17 protein-coding genes and 1 pseudogene are annotated in these 23304 nt (G+C 45.7%); 9 read left to right on the plus strand and 9 right to left on the minus strand.

Going from position 1 to position 23304, the window contains the following annotated elements; translation table 11 throughout:
* Nucleotides 1-471 precede the first annotated feature (471 nt).
* Nucleotides 472-4737, plus strand: coding sequence for a formate dehydrogenase subunit alpha (gene fdhF, locus RA178_RS17625; RefSeq protein WP_306683076.1), 4266 nt, complete (start codon nucleotides 472-474; stop codon nucleotides 4735-4737).
* A gap of 140 nt (nucleotides 4738-4877) precedes the next feature.
* On the opposite strand, the gene RA178_RS17630 is transcribed toward fdhF, so the two are convergent.
* The 5 genes from RA178_RS17630 to ohrR form a co-directional block, all read right to left on the minus strand.
* The gene (locus RA178_RS17630; RefSeq protein WP_105250062.1) at nucleotides 4878-6542 is read right to left on the minus strand and encodes a methyl-accepting chemotaxis protein; all 1665 of its coding nucleotides are present in this window, start codon (nucleotides 6540-6542) and stop codon (nucleotides 4878-4880) included.
* Between the two features lie 127 nt (nucleotides 6543-6669).
* The gene (gene chrA, locus RA178_RS17635) at nucleotides 6670-7818 is read right to left on the minus strand and encodes a chromate efflux transporter (protein ID WP_306683078.1); all 1149 of its coding nucleotides are present in this window, start codon (nucleotides 7816-7818) and stop codon (nucleotides 6670-6672) included.
* A 200-nt stretch (nucleotides 7819-8018) separates the two neighbouring features.
* Nucleotides 8019-9191, minus strand: a complete 1173-nt coding sequence (gene rlmC / locus RA178_RS17640; RefSeq protein ID WP_306683080.1) for a 23S rRNA (uracil(747)-C(5))-methyltransferase RlmC — start codon at nucleotides 9189-9191, stop codon at nucleotides 8019-8021.
* Between the two features lie 109 nt (nucleotides 9192-9300).
* Entirely contained in the window at nucleotides 9301-10476 is a 1176-nt protein-coding gene (locus RA178_RS17645) for a glycerol-3-phosphate dehydrogenase/oxidase (protein WP_263143379.1), read from the minus strand.
* Between the two features lie 137 nt (nucleotides 10477-10613).
* Nucleotides 10614-11111: a transcriptional regulator OhrR gene (gene ohrR, locus RA178_RS17650; RefSeq protein WP_219254555.1), complete on the minus strand. Its 498-nt coding sequence runs from the start codon at nucleotides 11109-11111 to the stop codon at nucleotides 10614-10616.
* 139 nt (nucleotides 11112-11250) lie between these two features.
* Here ohrR and RA178_RS17655 point away from each other — a divergent pair, with 139 nt between their 5' ends.
* The 3 genes from RA178_RS17655 to RA178_RS17665 all read left to right on the plus strand — a co-directional run bounded on the left by RA178_RS17655 (nucleotide 11251) and on the right by RA178_RS17665 (nucleotide 13663).
* Nucleotides 11251-11676: an organic hydroperoxide resistance protein gene (locus RA178_RS17655; protein ID WP_131524696.1), complete on the plus strand. Its 426-nt coding sequence runs from the start codon at nucleotides 11251-11253 to the stop codon at nucleotides 11674-11676.
* 281 nt (nucleotides 11677-11957) lie between these two features.
* Nucleotides 11958-13391 (plus strand): cytochrome C biosynthesis protein, encoded by a 1434-nt coding sequence (locus RA178_RS17660; RefSeq protein ID WP_113939832.1) that lies wholly within the window; start codon nucleotides 11958-11960, stop codon nucleotides 13389-13391.
* An 86-nt stretch (nucleotides 13392-13477) separates the two neighbouring features.
* Complete coding sequence (locus tag RA178_RS17665) at nucleotides 13478-13663, plus strand: hypothetical protein (RefSeq protein ID WP_028759392.1); 186 nt, start codon at nucleotides 13478-13480, stop codon at nucleotides 13661-13663.
* 83 nt (nucleotides 13664-13746) lie between these two features.
* Here RA178_RS17665 and RA178_RS17670 read toward each other — a convergent pair whose 3' ends face one another.
* Genes RA178_RS17670 through RA178_RS17680 form a run of 3 tightly spaced genes read right to left on the minus strand, consistent with a single transcriptional unit; the run spans nucleotide 13747 to nucleotide 15053 of the window.
* On the minus strand, nucleotides 13747-14037 hold the full coding sequence (locus tag RA178_RS17670) for a hypothetical protein (RefSeq protein WP_105250069.1): 291 nt from the start codon (nucleotides 14035-14037) through the stop codon (nucleotides 13747-13749).
* A gap of 30 nt (nucleotides 14038-14067) precedes the next feature.
* A complete protein-coding gene (locus RA178_RS17675; protein WP_028759390.1) occupies nucleotides 14068-14637 on the minus strand; it encodes a class I SAM-dependent methyltransferase in 570 nt (189 codons plus the stop codon).
* Nucleotides 14638-14642: 5 nt separating this feature from the next.
* Nucleotides 14643-15053, minus strand: a complete 411-nt coding sequence (locus RA178_RS17680) for a hypothetical protein (protein WP_105250071.1) — start codon at nucleotides 15051-15053, stop codon at nucleotides 14643-14645.
* 498 nt (nucleotides 15054-15551) lie between these two features.
* Here RA178_RS17680 and fccA point away from each other — a divergent pair, with 498 nt between their 5' ends.
* The 4 genes from fccA (at nucleotide 15552) to RA178_RS17700 (ending at nucleotide 19737) form a co-directional block, all read left to right on the plus strand.
* Nucleotides 15552-17345: a fumarate reductase flavoprotein subunit FccA gene (fccA, locus tag RA178_RS17685; protein ID WP_263181986.1), complete on the plus strand. Its 1794-nt coding sequence runs from the start codon at nucleotides 15552-15554 to the stop codon at nucleotides 17343-17345.
* A gap of 259 nt (nucleotides 17346-17604) precedes the next feature.
* Nucleotides 17605-18594, plus strand: coding sequence for a 2-hydroxyacid dehydrogenase (locus tag RA178_RS17690; RefSeq protein WP_105250073.1), 990 nt, complete (start codon nucleotides 17605-17607; stop codon nucleotides 18592-18594).
* A gap of 68 nt (nucleotides 18595-18662) precedes the next feature.
* Complete coding sequence (locus tag RA178_RS17695; protein WP_173246565.1) at nucleotides 18663-19400, plus strand: dienelactone hydrolase family protein; 738 nt, start codon at nucleotides 18663-18665, stop codon at nucleotides 19398-19400.
* Nucleotides 19401-19449: 49 nt separating this feature from the next.
* The gene (locus RA178_RS17700) at nucleotides 19450-19737 is read left to right on the plus strand and encodes a hypothetical protein (RefSeq protein ID WP_173246570.1); all 288 of its coding nucleotides are present in this window, start codon (nucleotides 19450-19452) and stop codon (nucleotides 19735-19737) included.
* A gap of 118 nt (nucleotides 19738-19855) precedes the next feature.
* Here the strand turns inward: RA178_RS17700 and RA178_RS17705 are convergent.
* A pseudogene (locus RA178_RS17705) lies at nucleotides 19856-20230 on the minus strand (DUF1801 domain-containing protein).
* Between the two features lie 324 nt (nucleotides 20231-20554).
* Here RA178_RS17705 and RA178_RS17710 point away from each other — a divergent pair.
* Nucleotides 20555-23269 (plus strand): TonB-dependent receptor, encoded by a 2715-nt coding sequence (locus RA178_RS17710; RefSeq protein ID WP_306683089.1) that lies wholly within the window; start codon nucleotides 20555-20557, stop codon nucleotides 23267-23269.
* The last annotated feature ends 35 nt before the right edge of the window (nucleotides 23270-23304 follow it).

Consider the following 23304-nt stretch of genomic DNA (forward strand, 5'->3'; position numbering starts at 1 on the left):
GTATTTGCAACCGCGCATTTTAACCTAACCAGACTGGTAAACCTAGGGGTGCACTGTTCATTAAATGGGATAACAAGGATTATTTTCCAAGCTAAAAGACCACAGCACTAAAGCCGAGACTAACAAAAAGCAATGAGTTAAGACTGTGATCTTACTTAAATTTAGCCAAGATAGTGCTATGCGCGAGGCCAATGGCTGACACACAAGCGATCTCCTGCCTAAAAAATCCCCATAATATCAAAGGAAACGCAACTAAAAAGGCCAGATAACGTCAACCCCATCACGATCAAATTAGAGCAAACATTCACCAGCGCACAGTCTGAGCGGGTTTGTGATTCAAGCTGCAATTTTGCAGCAAACTTCACTCGCCCATAAGCGTCTTCTAAAGCTGTCTAGGTATACTCGAAACAACCTAAGCCTGCAGCCCCGCGCTATAGCAGCTAAGCACCCTACATATAAAAAGGCCATGGGATGATAGAACTTCGAATTGATGACCAAGTGTTGTCGGTTAATCCGACTGATAACCTACTGCAAGTGGCGCATGCTGCTGGCATAGCAATACCCAGCTTATGTGATCCCAGTGCAGCCTCGCAGCAATTAGGCGTTCACGAACATGCAGACAAGCAAGCCTGCAATTTGTGTGTCGTCCAGATTGAGAATTCCGACGCCAGTTTGCGCTGCGTACGCGCCTGTGAAACGTCCGCCACAGTCGGCATGCGAGTCATAACTCAGTCTGAATTCTTAAGTCAAAAACGCAAACAAGCGCTGACTGAGATCTTGAGCGATCATTTTGCCGATTGCGAAGCCCCCTGCCAACAAGCATGCCCTGCGGGCGTCGATGTGCAGAGTTACCTGTATCACATAGCCCAAGGCAACCATACTGAAGCCGTTAAAGTCATTAAACAAACTTTGCCGCTGCCACTCTCCATTGGCCGTGTCTGCCCTGCTTTTTGTGAAGCACAATGTCGCCGCGGACTCGTCGATGAGCCCATTGCCATACGCCAATTAAAACGTCACGCCGCCGATCTCGACTTAGCTGATGGCGAAAATGGGGGCATAAGTTATGTCCCGCCACGCCAAACCGACACGGGCAAAAAAGTCGCCATTATCGGTGCGGGTCCAGCAGGGTTAAGTGCCGGATATTACTTATCAAACCAAGGCCATAGCGTTGAGATATTCGAATCTATGCCACAGGCGGGTGGTTGGCTACGTTATGGTATTCCTGAGTATCGTTTACCTAAAACGATACTAGACAAGGAGATCGCACTCCTGTGCCGCAATGGCTTAACCATACACACAGAAACTCGTCTCGGTAACGAGATACATTTAAATCAATTAGTTGAAGATTTTGATGCCGTCTGTCTCGCCATTGGCGCCCAAAAAGCTGTGCCTATGGATTATCCCGGCAGCACACTCGCGGGTTGCTACTTAGGTGTCGATTACTTAAAAGATCATTGTCTCGAAAAGACACTTGTTTTAGGTAAGAAAGTCGCCGTCATTGGCGGTGGCAATACCGCTATTGATTGCGCCCGCACAGCGGTGCGTGAAGGCTGCGATGTCACCCTAATTTACCGTCGTACCCGCGCAGAAATGCCCGCCGAAGCTTACGAGGTACATGAGGCCGAAGTCGAAGGGGTGAAGTTTCATTTTTTAACCAATCCGCTTGAAAACCATAGCGATGCGCAAGGTAGAGTCCATTCAGTCACCTTCGCTAAGATGGCACTCGGCGAAGCTGATGCCTCTGGCAGACGCGCTCCCGTTGATACCGGTGAAACCTTTACTCAAGATTTCGACGCTGTGATAGCCGCAGTATCACAAACTCCCGATATGAGTTTTATGCAAGATCCCGCGAGCCACTTAAGCAATGGTGAACTCGCTCTCAGCCGCTGGAATACCTTTATTGGCTGCGAGCACACTATGTCGTCCGGGGTTGAAAAACTCTTTGTGGTAGGGGATGCGCGCCGCGGTCCTGCTACCGCAGTCGCCGCGATAGGCGATGGCCATAAAGCCGCAATTGCCATAGATAAATTGCTCAAACAAGGCCTAAGCTGTGAGCTACATGCAACTGAATTTAATTCATCAAAAGCCGTCGGTAACACAATAAAACAAGTCTTGCCAACTACCGAGCTCTACCCCTCTGTCGCACGTAAAGCCCGCTTAACCATGCCCGAATTGAACGCGGTGCAACGTTTACTCAATTACGGCGAAGTCGAACTAGGCTTTGCTCCCGATGCCGCCATGCAAGAAGCTGCTCGCTGCCTCGAATGCGCCTGCCAAGCCAATACGGATTGTAAATTAAGGGACTATGCGACCGACTACCATGTCGAACCTAAGTCACTCAACACTCAAAGCGCGCGTAAGTTTTCGGTCGATAAATCGAGTCCGTTCATTCAATTTGATGCTAATCGTTGTATTAGCTGTGGTAAGTGCGTCGATGTGTGCCAGTTGCAGAGTGGCCATTGTGCGATTCAATTTGCCCATGATTCTTATCAAGCGCTGCCGCAAGACATAAGTGAAACCGCCACGCGCCGCGCACCGAGAGTCGGCTTTAGCGCCAGCATGGCCGATAGCAAATGTGTGCAATGCGGCAACTGTGTGCAGGTTTGTCCAACGGGCGCACTCGTCGATGCGCGGGATAAACGCCAAGGCAATGAAACGCCACTCAAAACCGCCTCAACGATTTGTACCTATTGCGGCGTAGGCTGTCGGCTTGACCTTAAAATCGATACCAGCACGAATCAGATCCGTCATATTGAGGGCAATAAAGAGTCTGTGGTTAACCAAGGCATGCTCTGCGTCAAAGGGCGATTTGGCTTCGATTTTATTCACAGTGAAAAACGCCTCACCACGCCACTCATTCGTAAAAATGGCCAGCTCACGCCGAGTAGTTGGCCTGAAGCTATCGCCTATGTGGCCGAACATTTACTGCAAATAAAACAGCAATATGGCAGCAATGCACTGGCAAGTTTGGCCTCGGCAAAAGCCACCAATGAAGAAAACTTCCTCCTGCAAAAATTTGTCAGAAGCATACTCGGCACCAATAACATCGACCATTGCGCCCGTCTGTGTCATTCATCCACAGTCACAGGGCTACAGCAAAGTATCGGCAGTGGTGCCATGACCAATGACATTCCGAGCATTCAAGCATCGGATGTGATTTTTATCATAGGCTCAGACACCAGCAGTGCTCACCCGATCATCGCCTCGAAAATTAAGCAAGCCGTGGCTTTGCATGGCGCAAGATTAATGGTGGCCGATCCTAAACGTGTCGCCATTGCCGACAGTGCACAGCTTTATGTCGCCCACAGACCCGGCACTGACGTCATGCTACTCAATGCGATTATGGCGGAAATTATCCGCAACGACTGGCAGGATAAAAGCTACATTGCCGCGCGCACCGAAGGCGTGGATGCTCTCTATGCTGAACTAAAAAAAGTAGATTACAGCCTAGAAAACGCAGCCTTGATAACAGGTGTTAAAGCCGAAGATATCGCCCGCATCGCCCAAACCATAGGCACGGCCGACAAAACCGCAGTCTACTATGCCATGGGCATTACCCAGCACACGACGGGACACGACAATGTTACCGCCATATCTAATCTACAACTTCTGTGCGGCAATATTGGAGTTGAAGGAGCGGGGATTAATCCACTGCGGGGACAAAGTAATGTGCAAGGTGCCTGTGACATGGGCGCACTGCCTAACTTCTTCAGTGGTTATCAAAAAGTCACCGACATTCACGCCAGAATGCGTTTCGAGGCACATTGGCAAACGCCGTTATCGGGAGAAATTGGCGTAACCGCCACCCATATGATGCATGATATTTCCAAAGGGAAAATCAAGGCGTTGTATGTGATGGGCGAAAACCCCGTATTAAGCGACCCAGATCAAGCCCATGTGCTTAGGGCGCTTAATGCAATCGACTTTTTAGTGGTGCAGGACATCTTCCTCACAGAAACCGCCGAGCTTGCCGATGTGGTTCTGCCCGCCGCAGCCTTTGTCGAAAAACGCGGTCATTTCACTAATACTGAACGACGAGTGCAGCGACTCGAACAAGCCCTGCTACCGCCAGGTGAAGCCCTGCCCGATTGGCAAATTGTCCAAGCCATTGCCAATGCGATGGGTGCCGCTTGGGATTACCCTAATGAAGAAGCGATTTGGCAGGAAATCAATGAGCTGACACCACAATATCGCGGCATTACTTGGCAACGATTAAGCACTGGAGATGACGGTAAAATTCCCCAAGGTATTCAATGGCCTTGCCCAGATGAAACCCATCCGGGAACGCCCATCATGCACCAAGGTCAATTCACCCGCGGCTTAGGTAAGTTTACGCCAGTGAGTTATCGCTTACCCGCAGAAATGCCCTGCAGTGAGTACCCGCTCACTCTGTCGACCGGACGTTTACTGGAACAGTTCCACACAGGCACCTTAACCCGTAAAACGGCTGGACTCGACTTACTCGGCTCGCCTAAGGTAATGATTTCAGTCTATGACGCCGAGCAACTCGGCATAGGCAATGGCGATAAAATCAAACTTACTACCCGTCGCGGCGAAATTGAAATCGACGCCTTTGTGACGAAAAGAGCCCAAGCTGGCGTACTATTCCTGCCCTTCCACTTTGTGGAAGCTGCGGCGAATAAACTCACCATCAATGCACTCGATCCTGTCGCTTTTATCCCAGAATATAAGGTCTGCTCGGTAAGGGTTGAGCGGGTTGCCGAGAAAATTGATTAGAATGAACTGACTAGGCTGAATTGACTAAAGTAGATGGATTAAGTGCTCTTCAAAAAGGTAAATAAGCCAAATAAAAACGGGAGACCTTAAGTCTCCCGTTTTTAATCAAGATTGCTGCAATTAAATCTTAAACTGTCACACTAAATCTTAAACTGGCCAACTAACTTGCCCAAGTTAATGCCTTCTTCCGAGACTGTCATACTGATCCTGGCGGCATCTTCGCTGGAATGAAGTAACTCGTTTACAATCTCTTGGATGGCATACACGTTACGGTTAATTTCTTCGGTTACTGAGCTTTGCTCTGTCGCCGCGGCCGCAATTTGGGTACTCATATCATTAATCGCCGTTACCGCTGAAGTGACTGAGCCTAAACTATCGGAAATCGTACGAGAAGAATCCACCGAACGTACACAGCTTTGCTGACTCTCTTCCATGGCTTTCACGGCTTGGGTCACTAGCTTATGCAGTGCCGATAACATCTCGTTGATTTCTAACGTGCTGGCTTGAGTTCGACTGGCTAAATTACGCACCTCGTCGGCGACCACAGCAAATCCACGACCCTGTTCACCAGCACGGGCCGCTTCGATGGCGGCGTTCAATGCCAATAGGTTAGTTTGCTCGGCAATACCGCCAATGACAGAAAGCACGCTGTTGATCTTCTGTGATTGCTCGCTGAGTGATTTTATACTGCCTGCCGCATTGTTAATTTGCGACATTAAAGACGCAATCTCCTCAAGCGAAGCATCAACACAACGCTGTGCATTCGCCACATCACCAGTAGCAGCGTGAGTAGCTTCGGCTACTTGAGTGGTATTCTTAGCCACTTCGTTCGCAGTGGAGGACATCTCAGTGATTGCAGTCACCACCTGATCGGTTTCATTGTTATGACTCACCAACTGGCTCGACATGACTTTAGTTTGATCATGAATCGCATTGGCTGCCGTTTTTACTTTAGCCGTCGCAGTCGCAACATCGCCGATAATATGCTGAAGTTTATCGACAAAGAGGTTAAAGGAGCGCCCAAGTTGGGCAATTTCGTCTTCACCTTTTACGGTAAGTCGCTTGGTTAAATCCCCTTCGCCCTTAGCAATATCATTTAAGTTATCGGCCATATTCTTGATTGGCACGACCATACGGTGGGCGGCAATCATAATGATAAAGCCAGTAATACCCGTAAGGAAAAGCGCTATCAGCAAAATCGCGAAGGATTTTTCTGCCATTTGCTCAGTCACTGTCTCACGATAATCTTCAACAACAGCTTCAATATCATCGATATATGCCCCAGTACCTAACATCCAGTCAGTACCAGGGATCATCATGGCGTAACTGATTTTTTCAATCTGTTCATTAGTATTAGGTTTTTGATAGTAATAGGAAAAACTACCATCGCCACGTTTAGCGGCATCGAGCAGACCGACGATAATTTTAGTGCCGCGAGGATCTGTCATATCCATTTTATTTTGCCCTTCTAAACTCGGTATTAGGGCATGAAAAATATTTTTCCCTTGAGAGTCATACATGAAGAAATAACCCGCACTGCCAAAACGTATGTCTCTTAGCGCTTGATTCACATTCCCTTGTTCTTTTAACGATAATTGGTAATTCACTATACCAGCGGCAATTTCGGTAGCTTCTTTGATTTGTTGTTTACGTTCACCGACGAGCTTAGATCTAAAGGTAACCACCTCATCGGCAAGCGCATCTTGCTCAACATAATAAGAAACCGACATCAACACCAATAATGCGAGGATCAAAGGAAACAGCGACAGCAATAATAATTTATTGCGCAAACTCAACTTAGACATACTTGAATGCTCCAAAGGATTACAACTTGTATCTTCGGAGTATAGCTAAGATTGTTGTATTTCTATGCGCTTAAAGTAACAAAATCTTAATCTTGCTCAATAAACATTCGATTAATAACGACTCAGTTCAAAGCATATTAAGCAGCACACCACATACACTAAAGCCTAATACCAGTTGTAGCATAGGTGGTTTAAATAACTTTAATGCACCAAAACCGAGCAATACCAAGGCCATATCTTTACCTGAGAATACCGCCTGAGAAAACACGGGTTGATAAAGTGCTGCGGCAAGTAAGCCAACAACACAGGCATTCACTCCCGCTATCGCGCCAGCAATTTTTGGTCTTGCGGCAATCGCATGCCAACTTTTCAACCCCACCAGCATGAGTAAAAAACCGGGTAAGAAAATGGCTGCGGTTGCGATGCAAGCTCCCATGAAGGGCTTATCTAACATCACTTCAGCGCCTAAAAAGGTCGCAAAGGTAAACATAGGTCCTGGCACTGCTTGGGCAAAGGCATAACCTGTCAGAAAACGATCGCCACCTATGGTATCACCCACCGCAGTTTCCAACAGAGGTAGCACAACATGACCACCACCAAATACTAAGCTCCCTACGCGATAAAACTCACCGAAGATCCAAGCTTCAGAGCCTAAATCCACGATAAAAAAACTGCCGATGAGCAACACGAAAAAGAGCAACAAATAGAAGTAATTCAATCGAATCTGTGCCAGCGGTACTGTGTCATCTTGGCTCGCAGTCAATTTATAGATGCCGATAGTGGCGGCGCCAAGTAACAAAAGGATTTGCGTCCACATAGATGGCGCAATCAAAATTGCAGCAGTACTGACTAACATTAATAGGCGTGCGGATTTGCGTTGGCAGAACTGTTTAAACATGGCGAGAACGGCATCGGCAACCACAACGACGGCCATTAATTTAAGCCCGTAAATCATCCCTTGAACATAATGATTAGCGAGCCAAGCCGACGTTGTTACTGCCAGTAAGTACATCAAAATAAAGGAAGGTAGTGTAAAACCGGCAAAAGCAGCAAGCGCGCCAACAAACCCGCCTCTTTGATAACCAATGGCAAAGCCCACTTGGCTCGACCCTGGCCCCGGCATAAATTGGCTTAAGGCAACCAGACTGGCGTAACGCTTATCATCGAGCCAACCGAGTTCATTTACGAAGGTCTGGCGAAAATAACCAATGTGCGCCGCAGGCCCGCCAAAACTCATCAAGCCCAAGGTAAAAAAGCGTAGGAAAATCTGTAGCATAAATCGCCGTCCATCAATGCATAAAGTGCTGAAGATTATGCCACTAAAAAGACACTTTGATGAAGTTTCACGCGAGCAGCGCAGATAAAAGTATTGCAAAGACTCCACATGGTAGAGTCCTTATGATTGTTTGAGCGGACTTCAAGAGTCGTAAAGCGATTGAACACAAATGCTTAGTGATAAATTGATGAGCTAAAAAATTAATCCTTCACCAACATGACTAGTACTTCGAAGTGATCCGTGTGGGGGAATAAATCAAATAGCTGCACTTTGGTTAAGTGATAGCCTTGAATATGTTCGAGATCTTTCGCTAAGGTTTGCGGATTACAGCTTGAATAGAGAATGGCCTTAGGGGAAAACTCGCTTAATGACTGGCATAGCGCCTCGCCAATACCGCGCCTCGGCGGATTAACTATGATCAAATCCGGCTTATCAGCAGCGCTTTTACCCTTAGCAAAGTCGGTGGAATCGAGCGCCATAAATTGCACGTTTTCGAGCCCCATCATTTGCGCTGACATTTGCGCGCAGGCAATCGCTTCAGCTTCAATTTCAATCCCTGTGAGGGTAATGTCTTTGGATGCACAGTGCAGTCCGAAACCGCCTACACCACAGAAGAGATCCCATAACGAATGAGGTGAAAACTCGGCAACCCATTCACGGGCCGTTTGATATAACTGCGCCGCAACGTGTGGATTGGTTTGGAAAAAGCTCTTAGGCCGAATAAACAAAGGCACATGATTAAAACGTTCTTCAAGCCTAGTATTCTCAGTTAAGAAAATCTCTTCATCACCCTCAAGTATTGCCATATGAACCGGTTGGATATTGACTGACACCACTTTTATTTGCGGATATTCAGCTAATAATGCAGGTAATTCACGTTCGATACGTTCGATACTATTGGTGGACCGCAGTACAAACCGCAGTAGATATTCACCACGCACTTGACTGCGGGTCAGCAGAATAAATTTAAGTTCACCCTTGGCTCTATCTACCCGATAAGGAGGAAGTCCAGCCTGCTGCACAAAGCGTGTTAAGCGATGTAATAAATCTTGCATATCAGATGGATATAAAAGGCAGTCGCAAAGATCTACCGCCTCGCCACTTGGGCCCACAATCCCCAACACAGGCGCATGGGCGGCGCCTAAGGCCACCATTTTAGCTTTATTACGAAAGCCGCTGTCCTCGCCAATTACCGGCGGCTGAAAAATATCGGGCAAATTAGCTGGGATAAAAGGCGCGAGTAGTTGCTGTAAAGTTTGAGTCTTAACCGCCACTTGCTGCACCATAGGCTGTTGTATATGCCGGCAAGAAAGGCACTGACCTTGGTTAAAATAACCACATTGCTTGATGGTATTTACAATAGCAGCATTCACGGCAGATCCTAGATATCAGTAAAAAAGCGCCACACTGTAGCGGTTTTACAGGTAAAAATCACCTTGAAGCATATTCAAATCAGCATCAAGTGCATAATTCACGGCGCACTCAAGATAGGGTGAGTTTATCAACATCAGCAATAGACTGCCGCTTACCTATGGCCTTTTCAATCCATTCAAGCACTTCGGCTGAGGTACTGCGAAACGTCGTTAACTTACCGCCATATAAACTGAGTATTCGCGGATGGGAAATCGATGTTTGCATTAAGGTATCTCGCGGTCGCTCAAAGGCTTGGCTATTTTGCTTAGGCAAGACCCGAATACCACAGAAAGTTTTGGTTATTAGCGCCTTGAGCTCATCAATATCCGGCGTTAGTGGGAAATAATGTTTGTAGATCCCCAGCAGATAATTAATTTCAGATTCGGTCGCCTCAGGCGGCTTATCTAAAGAAGTTAATTCAGTTTCTGTGGTGCCGACTAAGGTTTGACCATACCAAGGCATCACAAATATTACCCGTTTATCGAAGCATGACTCTAAGTACAAGATGCCATCGGGCGCAGGAATATCCAGTAACACATGGGCGCCTTGCACCCAATCGAGTTCAACACCCGCAAGTGGGGGCAACACTTTACTCAACACCTCATTCACCCAAGGACCAGCGGCATTGATAACTAGACGCGCCTCGGCACTATGGGCCTCGCCCCTGTGGCTAAAACTCAGTTCACAGGTCTCGCGCTTGTGTTCCAACTCAAGAAATTCAGCCTCGGCATAGACTTCAGCACCCAGTGCCTGCGCGCTGCGCGCCACCGCTTGAGTGAGCAATTTATCGTCGGTCTGCGCATCCCAATACTGAAATACGGCTTTTAATCCAGAGAGTTTTAATCCCTTGAAACGATGCCAATGCACAGCAGGTACTGACACAAATTGGCCTAAAGGATCAAATTCACTCAGCAGTGCATACATACTCAGTCCAGCGCGAATGGTCCAAGGACTGCGCTGACTGTTGTCGTACACGGGAATATAAAAGGGCACAGCTTTAACAAGTGATGGCGCAAGATTGAGTAAATGTCGCCTTTCAAGCAATGATTTGCGGACTAAATTAATTTGTCCGGTTTCTAAATAGCGTAAACCACCGTGGATAAGCTTGCTGGAATTCGCTGAGGTTTGGCCGCCAATTTCGCCCTTTTCAATCAGCAAGGTGGAATAGCCCGCTGCTGCAGCATATTGGGCAATGCCGACACCGCTGATCCCACCGCCAATAATGGCTACATCGAAACAGGCCATAACTTACTCTCGCTAACCTTCAATAGACGACTGACCCGCTGAGCTTCAAGCATACAACCCATTGCACTCAGTCGAACAGCTAATAAGCGTTAATATGTCAATAAGTTAATCTTAGATCAAATCTCGACGATAAGAGTTTAATCAATACTGGCATGTAATTGCTTAAGTGCTTGATCGCACATAGTCTTTAAGGCTTTTAGTTCGCTCGCCTCGCCGCCGACTTTGCAACGCATCAAATGGGGAATTTCACTTGCCTGTGTTTTGAGGGCAAGCCCCGCTGGCGTTAAGGCCAGCACTCTCACGCGTTCATCCTGCTCGCTACGACCACGAGTCACTAATCCTTTAGATTCTAACCGCTTCAGCAATGGCGTTAACGTGCCTGAATCGAGGAAAAGTTTATCGCCTAAGGTTTTGACACTAATCCCCTGCTCTTCCCACAGCACTAGCATGACTAAGTACTGCGGATAGGTTAGATCTAATTTGTCCAACAAAGGCCGATAGGCACGCACCATAGCATTTGCAGCACTATAAAGTGAGAAGCACACTTGATTCTCAAGACATAAAGCATTCTCTGTGCTGGCATTTTCGGCCATATCAACAGGATTAATACGGGTATTGGGTTGAAGCGTTGCCATAGGAAGATCCGACAAATTAAATATATTGCGCACAATATACTTGCATTCACACCAAAGATCGAATTATAGTTTATCACAATTGAATTGCGCGCAATTTAAATCAATTTACTTAATCCTTAATCTTAAAAGGTCTAATACTATGAAAACACTTTATGAAACACGTGCCACAGCAAAAGCGGGTCGTCAAGGTCAAGTCAGCACTGATGATGGTTTACTGGATGTCGCTTTAGCCTATCCAAAAGCCATGGGCGGTAGCGGTCTCGCCACGAATCCTGAACAACTGTTTGCCGCAGGTTATGCCGCCTGTTTCTCAAACGCCGTTTTGCACGTCGCAAAAATCGGCAAAGTGGATATTACCGAAGCACCAGTCAGTGCGGTTGTTGGGATTGGTGCCAATGACGCCGGTGGTTTTGCATTAGCGGTTGCCTTAGAAGTCAGCTTAGATTTACCGCAAGAAGCCGCAGAAGCCCTAGTGCGTCATGCACATCAAGTTTGTCCGTATTCGAACGCCACGCGCAATAATATCGACGTGAAACTTAGCGTAAATGGCGTAACGCTAGGCTAACCATAACCCATCATCGACACCTGTTGATAACGTCAGAAATAGAGCACCCTCGGGTGCTTTATTCTTTATTAGCCAATAACGACTCAAGCTGAGAGTGAGTGTGAGTGTGCATCACACCATTTCACAGGGAGATAAACTGGTTTCAGTTCCCAAAAAATTATTATTCGCGAGTTAACTAACACTTCTTAATATCTAATTTAATCAAAATGATTGATTTAAGTAGAGTAAGAGATAATCGAACCGTTTGACGATACTTAAACCCACTCTCTGTGGGAGGCGCTATGACAAAATATCTATCGAAATTATCTCTCTTTTGCTCGCTATTATTCCTCTTTGCCTTTTCTATCCCGAGCTGGGCCGAGACAACACCATCAAGCTCAGCGGATCGAACGTGGCATTATGTGAATGATCAGGGTGAACTCAAAATTAAGCTGTATTTCTTTTGGTCAAAAACCTGTCCGCACTGTGCAGAGGCCCATCCGTTCATTGATTCATTACCGCAAAAATACCCTTGGATAGAACTCGAATCCCATAGGGTGTCAGATCCCGGCGTGCAGGATATTTGGCAAAATATCGCCTCCAAAACCAGTACAGAAGCACGCTCAGTACCCTATATGGCAAGTTGTGAAAAGGCCATTGTGGGATATTCAAGTGAAGCGGTAACGGGTGAATTTTTAGTCAATCGACTGAAGAATTGTTATTTATCCCTTGGCGGTAAACTGAGCGACGCTGACCTCCCCACTAAAGGAGCCACCAGCACAACCACAAGCGCTCAAACAGATGCACCGCTCTTTGGCACTTGTGGCACAGATACTGGTGAAGGCACCTGTGATGCCACCAGCTTAAGCGAGTCCGTTGCAGAGCCTGAAGTTCAACCCGTTGAATTACCTTTAGTGGGAGTAGTGACACCTGAGACTATGTCTCTGCCGTTACTCACCTTAGTGCTCGCAGGTGTCGATGCTTTTAACCCTTGTGCCTTCTTTGTGTTGCTATTTTTACTGTCGATAATGGTTAATGCCAAGAGTCGCAGCCGCATGTTACTCGTCGGCGGGATTTTCGTATTCTTCTCCGGCTTTATTTATTTCCTGTTTATGACGGCATGGCTAAACATCTTCCAACTGCTGGGGGCAGGCAGTGATGGCGGTATGATCATTTTAGCGGCGGGTTGTTTAGCTTTGATCGCAGGAGCCATCAATATCAAAGATTACTTCTTTACTAAGGGAGAAGTGACACTATCGATGTCGGCAGAAAATCGTACGAGTCTAATAAAACGCATGGGGAAACTATCCAATTCCAGTAACTTAGGCGCGTTACTCATAGGTTCTACCGTATTAGCTATCCTCGCCAATGCCTATGAGTTACTTTGCACCGCAGGCTTCCCAATGATCTACACCAGTGTGCTATCTATGCACAATCTGCCAGACATTGAACGCTATATGTATTTGGTTTTATACAATATTGTATATGTGATCCCGCTGGCTATTATTGTTATCGTTTTCAGTGCGACCTTAGGCAAACGTAAGTTAACCGAAAAAGAAGGCCAAACCCTGAAACTTATGTCAGGCGTGATGATGTTGGGTATGGGTATCGCACTGGTTATTGACCCAACAGCACTGCAAAATGTGAGTCTAGCACTCGGATTGATTTTAGGCTCGCTAGGCGTTACAGCAATAATTGTTATCGGCCGCAAACTGCTCACGGCCAAGGCAAAATAATTGCAAATTGGCAAATTCATGTGTAGCGACTAAAGTTAACCGTGGGTTTGCCGATAAAGGGATCCAGCTTACAATCGAGGTTAGTTATGTCAATTTCACTGAATACCCAAGCTATCGCACCGAATCTAGAAAATGGTGCAATTGGCGTTAAGGTTGCTCAGTTAGCAAAAGAGCAGCAAAAAGCCGAAGGTAAAATCGCGGTAGATTTAATTGCAGCTGCGGCGCCAAAACCCGTAGGCAATGCAGGCCACAACATCAACACCACGGCCTAATTGTTAGCAATACAAAATCAAAAAAAGCGCTCTGATTATCAGGGCGCTTTTTTTTGTTATTTTCTCTAAAACGTCAGGCGAATTTAAGAAAAAGCGTTACCATTTACGTGCATAATAGTGAATGTCCACACCACAAACGCCAGTGGGATATGCACTAAGGCATAGAAACACTGATCGAGTCGCCCCATTCCTTTTGCTAACAAAATCAAATATAAGTGTAATCCAATCACCAAAGGAAATAGCGCTAACAGCGGATAGAGTGCGACAGGGTTTGCATCGGAAAATAAGCTGTGACTGAATAAAGCCCACGCCACCATAAAGGCGGTCGTCAACGGCGGCGTTGCAATGCGATATTGCTCTGGATAGGGAAACATCCTACGACCTCTGAGTCTCAATCAATAAATTTACGTTGTAGGTTTTCGCGCAATCAACTGGGCTTTATAACTGCTTTGAGTGGACTGCGGATCACATAATCGACCTTCAAAGTAATGTAAAGATTGCCAGTTAGCAAACACTGATTTGAGTTCATTTTCAGTAAGTAAGAAATCTGGGTTGCGTGGCCTACCTATCTGCGCCTGTTGCGTTGTAAAGGTTTCATAGACGATAAGGCCTGTTCTCTTAACCGCCTTAGCAATTTTTGGCAGTAATGGGCGATGCAGATAATTAAATACTAAGACAATATCGTACTCTTCAACCGGCAATAATGGTCCTGCCTCTGCTTCTAAATCCCTTTGTAATTTGTAAGCATTAGCCTGATCAATGTGTGACATGGCTGACAAATCTCGATCGATAAAAGTCACTTCAGCCCCTTGCGCTAAAAACCACAAACCATTACGCCCAGAACCGCAAGCGAGATCGAGTACCTTAAGTCCATCAAAACAACTCAAGTCTAAGTTATACACAGATGGATTAGGCCAAGCGAACTCTGTGATTAACGCAGCAGGCGTTAAAGTTGACGTATGGGTTACAGACATATCAATTAGCCCTTAATTTCTTTTTTCGAGTCAATTTGCCGACGATGCACAATAGAATAATGCCTGAGCCCTGCTGGACCATGGGACACGATAACTGACAAAAAAAGTATCACGATTAACAGCTCAGGTTTGTAATGAGCCAGCGGCACAAACAGGCCAAGCAAGCCTATTTTTACTAAAGTTAACACTCCCTTAAGCTGGATCAGCCAGCGCCAATCCCGTGCGATTTCCCACAACATTAATATGCTGCCCGTCGTCATCGCGAGATACCAATAACTCAACCATTGCACTTTATTTACATCTAATAAAATACCACCACCGACACCAACGATCCCTAAAATATGTAATGCCCTTAAACTGGTTTTACTCAAACGTTGAAACCAAAAACGTTTTTCTGATATGCCTTGTTTGTGCATTACAACCCCTTAAGAATCAATTGCGTAACATTTAATTAAAATGATAATATAATTTTATACAATAAAGGCTTTTGAAATAACATTATTTATAGAATATATAAAAATAAATAAGCCATCTCCTCAATATACAAGATTAAATTATAATATCTATAAAATACAAATAGATAAAACACACCACCAAAGCCATAATTCATGCAATTTTTATTTTATAAAGTTAAAATCAATCCATTCAATATGTTAACTCACGCATGTTATACCGTATTGAAGCAGTGATTAGCCTCAACTTCATTAATATTTCCCATCCGATTGCACATTTTAAATATGTTATTTTCGCTGTAACAAAGGTTATGTGATCTGAACACACATATACCTCTTTAGATAGTGCTAAATTTGCAAATGGAGAATGCTCTAACAGTGCGTGAGCTGCGTAAAAAATAAATATCACGCCACGATGAATAACCCTTATTAAGTAGATGAATGTACGGCGGAGGAACTATCATGTTCACAAGAAATATTCAAAAAACAGCACTAGCCATGCTGATCTCTGGCGCTATGGCAGGTACTGCCTATGCAGCACCAGAAGTGCTAGCCGATTTTCACGGTGAAATGGGTAGCTGCGACAGCTGCCACGTATCAGACAAAGGTGGCGTCACCAACGACAACCTTACCCATGAAAATGCTCAGTGTGTTAGCTGCCACGGTGATTTAAAAGAACTGGCCGCCGCTGCACCTAAAGATAAAGTATCACCCCATAAATCTCACCTAATTGGCGAAATTGCTTGTACTAGCTGCCATAAAGGTCATGAAAAATCAGTCACCTATTGCGATGCTTGTCACAGCTTCGGCTTCGATATGCCTTACGGTGGCAAGTGGGAACGTAAGTTTGTGCCTGTTGATGCAGACAAAGCTGCTCAAGATAAAGCCATTGCCGCTGGCGCAAAAGAAACCACTGATGTCGTGATCATAGGTTCAGGTGGTGCAGGTCTTGCTGCAGCCGTTTCAGCCCGTGATGCAGGCGCTAAAGTTATCCTGCTTGAAAAAGAACCTATCCCAGGCGGAAACACTAAACTTGCTGCTGGTGGTATGAACGCTGCAGAAACTAAGCCACAGGCTAAACTAGGTATCGCAGACAAGAAACAAATCATGATCGACGACACCATGAAAGGTGGTCGCAATATTAACGATCCTGAATTAGTCAAAACCTTAGCCAACAACTCATCAGACTCTATCGATTGGTTAACCTCTATGGGTGCCGATATGACTGACGTAGGTCGTATGGGTGGCGCAAGTGTTAACCGTAGTCACCGTCCAACAGGCGGCGCTGGCGTGGGTGCACACGTAGCACAAGTTCTATGGGACAATGCAGTGAAACGTGGTACTGACATCCGCTTAAACAGCCGTGTAGTACGTATTCTTGAAGATGCGAGCGGTAAAATTACCGGCGTATTGGTGAAGGGTGAATACACAGGTTATTACGTGGTCAAAGCTGACGCTGTCGTTATCGCAGCGGGTGGTTTTGCGAAAAATAACGATCGTGTAGCTAAGTACGATCCTAAGTTAAAAGGCTTTAAAGCGACTAACCACCCAGGTGCTACAGGTGATGGCTTAGACGTGGCATTGCAAGCGGGTGCTGCAACTCGCGACTTAGAATTTATTCAAGCTCACCCAACTTATTCACCTGCTGGTGGTGTGATGATCACCGAAGCGGTACGTGGTAACGGTGCGATCGTGGTTAACCGTGAAGGTAACCGCTTTATGAACGAAATCACCACCCGTGACAAAGCGTCTGCCGCGATTCTGCAACAAAAAGGCGAAAGTGCTTATTTGGTATTCGATGACTCTATCCGTAAGAGCTTAAAAGCCATCGAAGGCTATGTGCACCTGAACATTGTTAAAGAAGGCAAAACAATTGAAGATCTGGCTAAACAGTTAGATATTCCAGCGGCCGAACTCGCTAAAACAGTGAAAGCTTATAATGGCTTTGTTAAATCAGGTAAAGATGCTCAATTTGAACGTCCTGATTTACCACGTGAATTAGTTGTTGCACCTTTCTACGCTCTCGAAATCGCGCCAGCAGTTCACCACACTATGGGTGGTGTTGTGATCGATACTAAAGCCGAAGTGAAGAGTGAAAAAACGGGCAAGCCTATTGATGGTTTATATGCAGCAGGTGAAGTCACTGGTGGCGTTCACGGTGCTAACCGCTTAGGTGGTAATGCTATTTCCGATATCGTTACTTATGGCCGTATCGCGGGTGCATCTGCAGCTAAATACGCTAAAGACAAAAAGTAAAATGCAATAACGGAGGGTTAAAGGACTAACCCTCAGCTCATAATAGTACGACTTTCAATATGAGAGCCCTAGCTTGAACACTTCAAGTAAAAGCAGTCAATCAATAAGCGAGCCGTCAGGGGCTCGCTTTTTTTATTCCCAATTGATGATAAAGCTCACTCTTTTAACGGGGAATTTTCTAAGGCTAAGGACAAAAAGCCCTAACTCACTTACACTCTTTGCCAGATAATTACATCAGCAAACCCGTTAGGTGACTGAAATGAGAATTGGATTTTTTAGCGCAAAACATTACGACATGCAGCACTTTAACCGCACAAATGCTGCGTTTGGTGCCCAAATTGAGTACTTCGATTATCGCCTCTGTATGCAAACAGTGAAGCTTGCCGAAGGTTTTGAAATTGTCTGTGCCTTCGTCAACGATTCACTCTGTGAAGAAGTTCTGGTCGAACTCGCTAAGGGTGGCACAAAAATTATCGCCATGCGCTGTGCTGGCTTTAACAACGTCGATTTAGTTGCCGCTAAACGCTTAGGCATGCAAGTCGTTAACGTACCAGCTTATTCTCCTGAATCCGTGGCCGAACACACAGTCGCACTGATGTTGACACTGAATCGAAAAATCCACAAAGCTTACCAACGCACCCGCGATGCCAACTTCTCCCTCGAAGGCTTAGTCGGCTTTAACATGTTCGGCAAAACCGTCGGCGTGATTGGTACAGGTAAAATCGGCGTAGCAACCATCAAGGTATTGCTCGGTTTTGGCTGTAAAGTCATTGCCTTCGATCCCTTTATCAATCCGGCTGTCATCGCGCTGAATGTTGAATATCAAGATCTCGACTCTATTTATGCCAACAGCGATATCATCAGCTTGCATTGCCCGTTGACCGCGGATAACCGTCATTTACTAAACCAAGCCAGTTTCGCCAAGATGAAACCCGGTGTCATGGTGATCAACACCAGCCGCGGTGGTTTACTCAATGCTTTCGACGCAATGGAAGCATTAAAACTGGGGCAAATCGGCTCGCTTGGGCTCGATGTATACGAAAACGAAAAAGGGCTGTTCTTCGAAGACAAATCGAATGAAATTATTCAAGACGATGTATTCCGTCGTTTATCAGCCTGCCATAACGTGATTTTCACGGGTCACCAAGCCTTCCTCACCGAAGAAGCCCTAGGCGCCATTGCCAAAACGACCTTGAGCAATATAAAAGCACTATGTGCCGGTGAACTCTCTGGTAACGAATTGTTTTAACTGACAGATAAAATCCTGACTGCTAAAGTGAGGCTTCAACGTTTGAAGCCTCATAGAGGAATATAAATATGTTAGTGACTCAGGAAATTCAGGATATCTCCACGCCTTCAGGGCTAATGCGCACCTATATCTATCGCCCAGAAGCACAGGGAATATTCCCAAGTATCATCTTTTATTCCGAGATATTTCAGCAAACTGCGCCCATCGCCCGCACCGCCACTATTCTTGCTGGCCACGGTTTTGTGGTGTTAGTACCCGAAGTGTTCCATGAACTCAATCCTTTAGGCACAGTGCTCGCCTACGATGAACCGGGTAAAGATAAAGGTAACGCCGATAAATTTGCCAAACCCTTAGAACACCACGATAGCGATACCCAAGCACTGATCGATTTTGCCACTCAACAAACTTACTGCAATGGCAAAGTTGGCTCTATGGGCGTGTGTATCGGCGGCCACTTAGCCTACCGTGCCGCACTCAATCCCGCTATTTTAGGTGCATTTTGCCTCTATCCAACCGACATTCATTCCAACACCCTACCCTGCGCTTACGGTAATGACTCACTGAGCCGCAGCGGTGATATTCAAGGGGAATTAGTGTTAGTGTTCGGCAAGCAAGATCCCCACGTATCCGCGGAGGGACGAGTACTAATCCACCAGCAATTAATGGCGCTGAACCGTAACTTCACTTGGCTTGAAGTCAACGCCCAACACGCCTTTATGCGTGATGAAGGCGAACGCTATGATCCCGCACTCGCACTGCAAATGTACCTGCAAGCGGTAGCTTTTTTTCAAAGAGTGCTTCACTAGTTTATAAATTAAACATACAAGATATAAAATACTTAAGGAAAGAGTAAAAATGAAACCCTATAAAAATTTATCCTCAAAAAACTTAGCATTACTATTAATGATTACCCGAGTAACAACCGTTGTTTCGTTATTAGCCGTCGTGCTTTCATTAATTGGCCTAGCGAGTCAGTTTTGGATGACACGTGGATTTAGCCTTAACTTTTGGTCGACAGTGGGCATAGCTACTCTTATCCCCTCTCTACAAGTGCTTTTGGGCTCTGGTATCATAGCTGCTATCATTGCATTTGAAGAATCCTACCGCCAAAAGTCTGAAGCCTTTATCGCCTCGTTAAAATAGCGTTCAGTAATTATCTAAAATACACCTAACGATCTAAGTTCAGAATTGTTCGAATCAAGTGAATCACTAAAACTAACATTATAGTTTTAGTGATTCATCATCTTTTTATTTAATTAAACTAAGCGCCTAGTAAAGGTAGATATTTGATACTTTTGCATTCAAAGATAATTCAATACATTGGGAAATTGCGGATTCTGGCAAGGGATCATGGATATTCAACACTATGGCTCGATTCCCTTCAAACTGCAGTATGTCTGAATAGAGCTCTCGAAATGTATCAACCAGCTGAGTTTTACAATTAAAGAATAGGTAATATTGTTCGGGATATTTAGGCTTCCAGTCAAATCTCACTGTGCTCCCATTTTAAGCTCTCTTCCACCGCACCTAAATCCTGCACTTCGGCAATCGAAAAAATCAAAATTCGAATCCGCAATAGCAAGGGAGTTATATGCTCAGGATAGCCTTCAAACTTGTTCTGTACTTCCGCTTGCATGCTCTCATCCTCCAATTTATGCAATGCCGAATCATCATATCTGTAAAACAAAAAACTATGCAGCGGGCCCACATGGTTGAACTTCCAAACCCTTAGTCATTGGTGATTTATCACTTAGTGGAAATATAGAGATAGTGGAAATAAGCAGAAACAAGCGTAATTTTATTTTTCCATATCAAAAGTGTCGATTATATCAGCACTTTATTATAAACCGCGTATTAGGGGTGTGACACAGTGTCGCAGGTCGTTGAGTTTTTATTGAGATATCAGCTTAATCCTTTATAAAACATCTCATTATTTAAACAAACCTTTCATAGGCTTATTATGTCCCGCTCTGCAGTAATGACTTCAATTGCAATATCCCTAACAAGTATGGCCACTTTTTCAGGGATAGCAGCCGAAGCCGAAACTGAAGCAATGTTTCCAGCATCTGCAATTAAACCTCAATTATCGACTCCCACTGCTATCGAAAGGATTGCCATTACAGGGAGCCGAATTCAAAGGGAAGAGATGGCTTCCACCGCGCCTATGACCGTTTTTACCGCGCAAGATATCGAGAAAACCGGTGCCACCTCAGTTGAAGTATTGCTGCAAAGAATGACGGCTTCTGCGGGGTTTGCGGGTAATCAAACGAATGCCTATTGGACTGAGGGGGGCTATGGTTCAACCCAAGTTAACCTGCGCGGATTAGGGGTAAATCGCACACTCGTACTGCTCAATGGTCGACGTATGGTGAACAGTGGCACAGGGGCAAACTCCTCCGTGGATCTTAATACTATTCCCATTAGCGTGGTTGAACGAATCGAGGTATTAAAAGATGGTGCATCCGCCATTTATGGTGCAGATGCGGTTGCTGGCGTGGTCAATATCATCACTCGGCAACAAATCGAAGGGGTTGAATTTCAAGCGAGAACGGGCATAACCGAGCAAAATGATGGTGAACAGTACAAGCTCGACCTTGCCCTCGGTCATATAGGTGAGCGTGGCAGTGCATATGTGGCGATGAGTTACGATAAAACCCAAGCCGTCGATATGCTGAGTCGCGCACCTTGTCCGCTTGAGGAAGTGAATGGTGAGCTAGTGTGTGGCGGTAGCTCGGCGCTGCCGGGAGGCAGAGGCCATTTCATTGATGCAAATGGCAATCAAATCGGCAATGAATTAATGCTATTGCCAACAGGAAGTGCCCCTTACACCAGTAGCCATAAGGATAATACTTATCAGTATTTTAATGCGGTTCAACCTAACGAGCGAGTCAATCTGTTTGCCTACGGTGAATATGACTTAACGGCGAGCAGCCAAGTGTTTGCTGAGGCTATGTACACTCACCGTAGCTCACAATTACCCGCTACTCCGCAATCGGTGTCAGGTATCGTGATCCCTGCTTGGCATGAATCAAATCCGACCGATGCAGACTTCCTTCTCCAGAGTCGCAGACTGGCAGAAGCTCCCCGACAATTTAATATTCAAGCGGATACTTGGCGCTTAGTGACGGGTTTTAGAGGTGATTTAGACAACGGTTGGCAATGGGATGCTGCCGTTAACTTCGGCAGTAATCGTGGTTCCTATGAAGTGACCAATGTCATTAATAAGGTTCGTCTTGCCGACGCGACAGACTATAGCAATTGTAATATTGATCCCAATGTACCTTGCGCAAACTTTTGGGGAGCTGGCTCACTCACACCTGCAATGCTGGACTATTTTCTGTTTAACATGCGTGATAGCGGCGGTAATGAGCAGTTTAGCCTCACAACGAATATCACAGGCGATCTATGGCAGTTACCCGCGGGCATGATGAGTTTTGCCGCAGGACTAGAGCACAGAAACGAGAAAGGATGGAATGATCCTGACCCACTTAAAATCAGTGGTGAAGCAAACACTGCCCAGCAAGAACCGATTGATGGTAGTTACACTGCTGACGAAATCTATCTTGAAACCTTATTACCTATTTTAAGCGGCCTGCCCTTTGCCAAGTCGGTCGAATTAACTGCGGCGTTGCGATATTCCTATTTTGATACCTTCGGTGGCGATACCAATTATAAAATGGGGCTACTGTGGGTCGTAAATGACGCAGTGACACTGCGAGCCACACAATCCACGGCATTCAGAGTACCGAATATTCCTGAGTTGTTTGGCGGCATAGATCAAGGTTCCATGAATACCACGGATCCTTGTAGCGAGTGGGCTAAGCTCGACCCTAGATCGAATCGATACGCTAATTGTATGGCATCAAACGTGCCAACGAATTATAAGCAAGAAGGCACAATTTTAACCGACCGTGGCGGCAATGCCGAGCTAGAACCAGAAGAGGCCAATACCTTTACTGCCGGTATTGTTTGGGATCTGGGATTTATTGAAGGGCTCAATATCACGCTCGATTACTACAAAATAGAGATTAATAACGCCATTAACTCAGTCAATGGTTCGAGCAAATTAGCCGCCTGTTACGACAGTAAAGGGATGACGCATCCTTTCTGTAGCGACGAGCACTTTGTGCGAGACGCGATGACAGGCAACATCACCTACTTACAGACACAACTGGGCAACGCCGCCAACGAAGTGGTTTCAGGTGTTGATATGGCGATGTTTTACCAGAAAGAGATGGGCAGCGTTGTGACGAATACGACTTGGGAGCTGAGCTATTTAGATCAATACGATCTACAAACCTACGCTGGCGCCCCCGTTGAATCACGAGCTGGCACCATTGGTTATGATGGTAGCTACACCAAATGGCGCTCAAACCTCTATTTTGATATCACGAATAACAATTGGCGCTTTAGCTACAACATTCAATATATCGGCGCGGCGGATGATCAATATGCCAATGCCGGAGATATAGGTGACTCCGTTGATGCGGTCACTTACCATAACGCACAGGTTCATTATCAAATGGACAACAATATAGCCTTAACGGCAGGTATCGATAACCTGTTCGATAAACCAGCGCCATATCATCAAAGCTTTACCGATGGTAATACTAACACTATGACGTACGACCTAATGGGACGTCGTTACTATGTCGGAATGAAATGGGCTCTGTAATGCTTTGGGCTTAAGGGGGCAATCCCCTTAAGCAA

Source organism: Shewanella oncorhynchi, assembly GCF_030848765.1.
Lineage (GTDB): Bacteria > Pseudomonadota > Gammaproteobacteria > Enterobacterales > Shewanellaceae > Shewanella > Shewanella oncorhynchi.

Bases quoted from the DNA above. Each gene is read 5' to 3' on its own strand.
- fdhF (WP_306683076.1), top strand. From the start codon at position 472: ATGATAGAACTTCGAATTGATGACCAAGTGTTGTCGGTTAATCCGACT.
- RA178_RS17630 (WP_105250062.1), bottom strand. From the start codon at position 6,542: ATGTCTAAGTTGAGTTTGCGCAATAAATTATTATTGCTGTCGCTGTTT.
- chrA (WP_306683078.1), bottom strand. From the start codon at position 7,818: ATGCTACAGATTTTCCTACGCTTTTTTACCTTGGGCTTGATGAGTTTT.
- RA178_RS17645 (WP_263143379.1), bottom strand. From the start codon at position 10,476: ATGGCCTGTTTCGATGTAGCCATTATTGGCGGTGGGATCAGCGGTGTC.
- ohrR (WP_219254555.1), bottom strand. From the start codon at position 11,111: ATGGCAACGCTTCAACCCAATACCCGTATTAATCCTGTTGATATGGCC.
- RA178_RS17655 (WP_131524696.1), top strand. From the start codon at position 11,251: ATGAAAACACTTTATGAAACACGTGCCACAGCAAAAGCGGGTCGTCAA.
- RA178_RS17660 (WP_113939832.1), top strand. From the start codon at position 11,958: ATGACAAAATATCTATCGAAATTATCTCTCTTTTGCTCGCTATTATTC.
- RA178_RS17665 (WP_028759392.1), top strand. From the start codon at position 13,478: ATGTCAATTTCACTGAATACCCAAGCTATCGCACCGAATCTAGAAAAT.
- RA178_RS17670 (WP_105250069.1), bottom strand. From the start codon at position 14,037: ATGTTTCCCTATCCAGAGCAATATCGCATTGCAACGCCGCCGTTGACG.
- RA178_RS17675 (WP_028759390.1), bottom strand. From the start codon at position 14,637: ATGTCTGTAACCCATACGTCAACTTTAACGCCTGCTGCGTTAATCACA.
- RA178_RS17680 (WP_105250071.1), bottom strand. From the start codon at position 15,053: ATGCACAAACAAGGCATATCAGAAAAACGTTTTTGGTTTCAACGTTTG.
- fccA (WP_263181986.1), top strand. From the start codon at position 15,552: ATGTTCACAAGAAATATTCAAAAAACAGCACTAGCCATGCTGATCTCT.
- RA178_RS17690 (WP_105250073.1), top strand. From the start codon at position 17,605: ATGAGAATTGGATTTTTTAGCGCAAAACATTACGACATGCAGCACTTT.
- RA178_RS17695 (WP_173246565.1), top strand. From the start codon at position 18,663: ATGTTAGTGACTCAGGAAATTCAGGATATCTCCACGCCTTCAGGGCTA.
- RA178_RS17700 (WP_173246570.1), top strand. From the start codon at position 19,450: ATGAAACCCTATAAAAATTTATCCTCAAAAAACTTAGCATTACTATTA.
- RA178_RS17710 (WP_306683089.1), top strand. From the start codon at position 20,555: ATGTCCCGCTCTGCAGTAATGACTTCAATTGCAATATCCCTAACAAGT.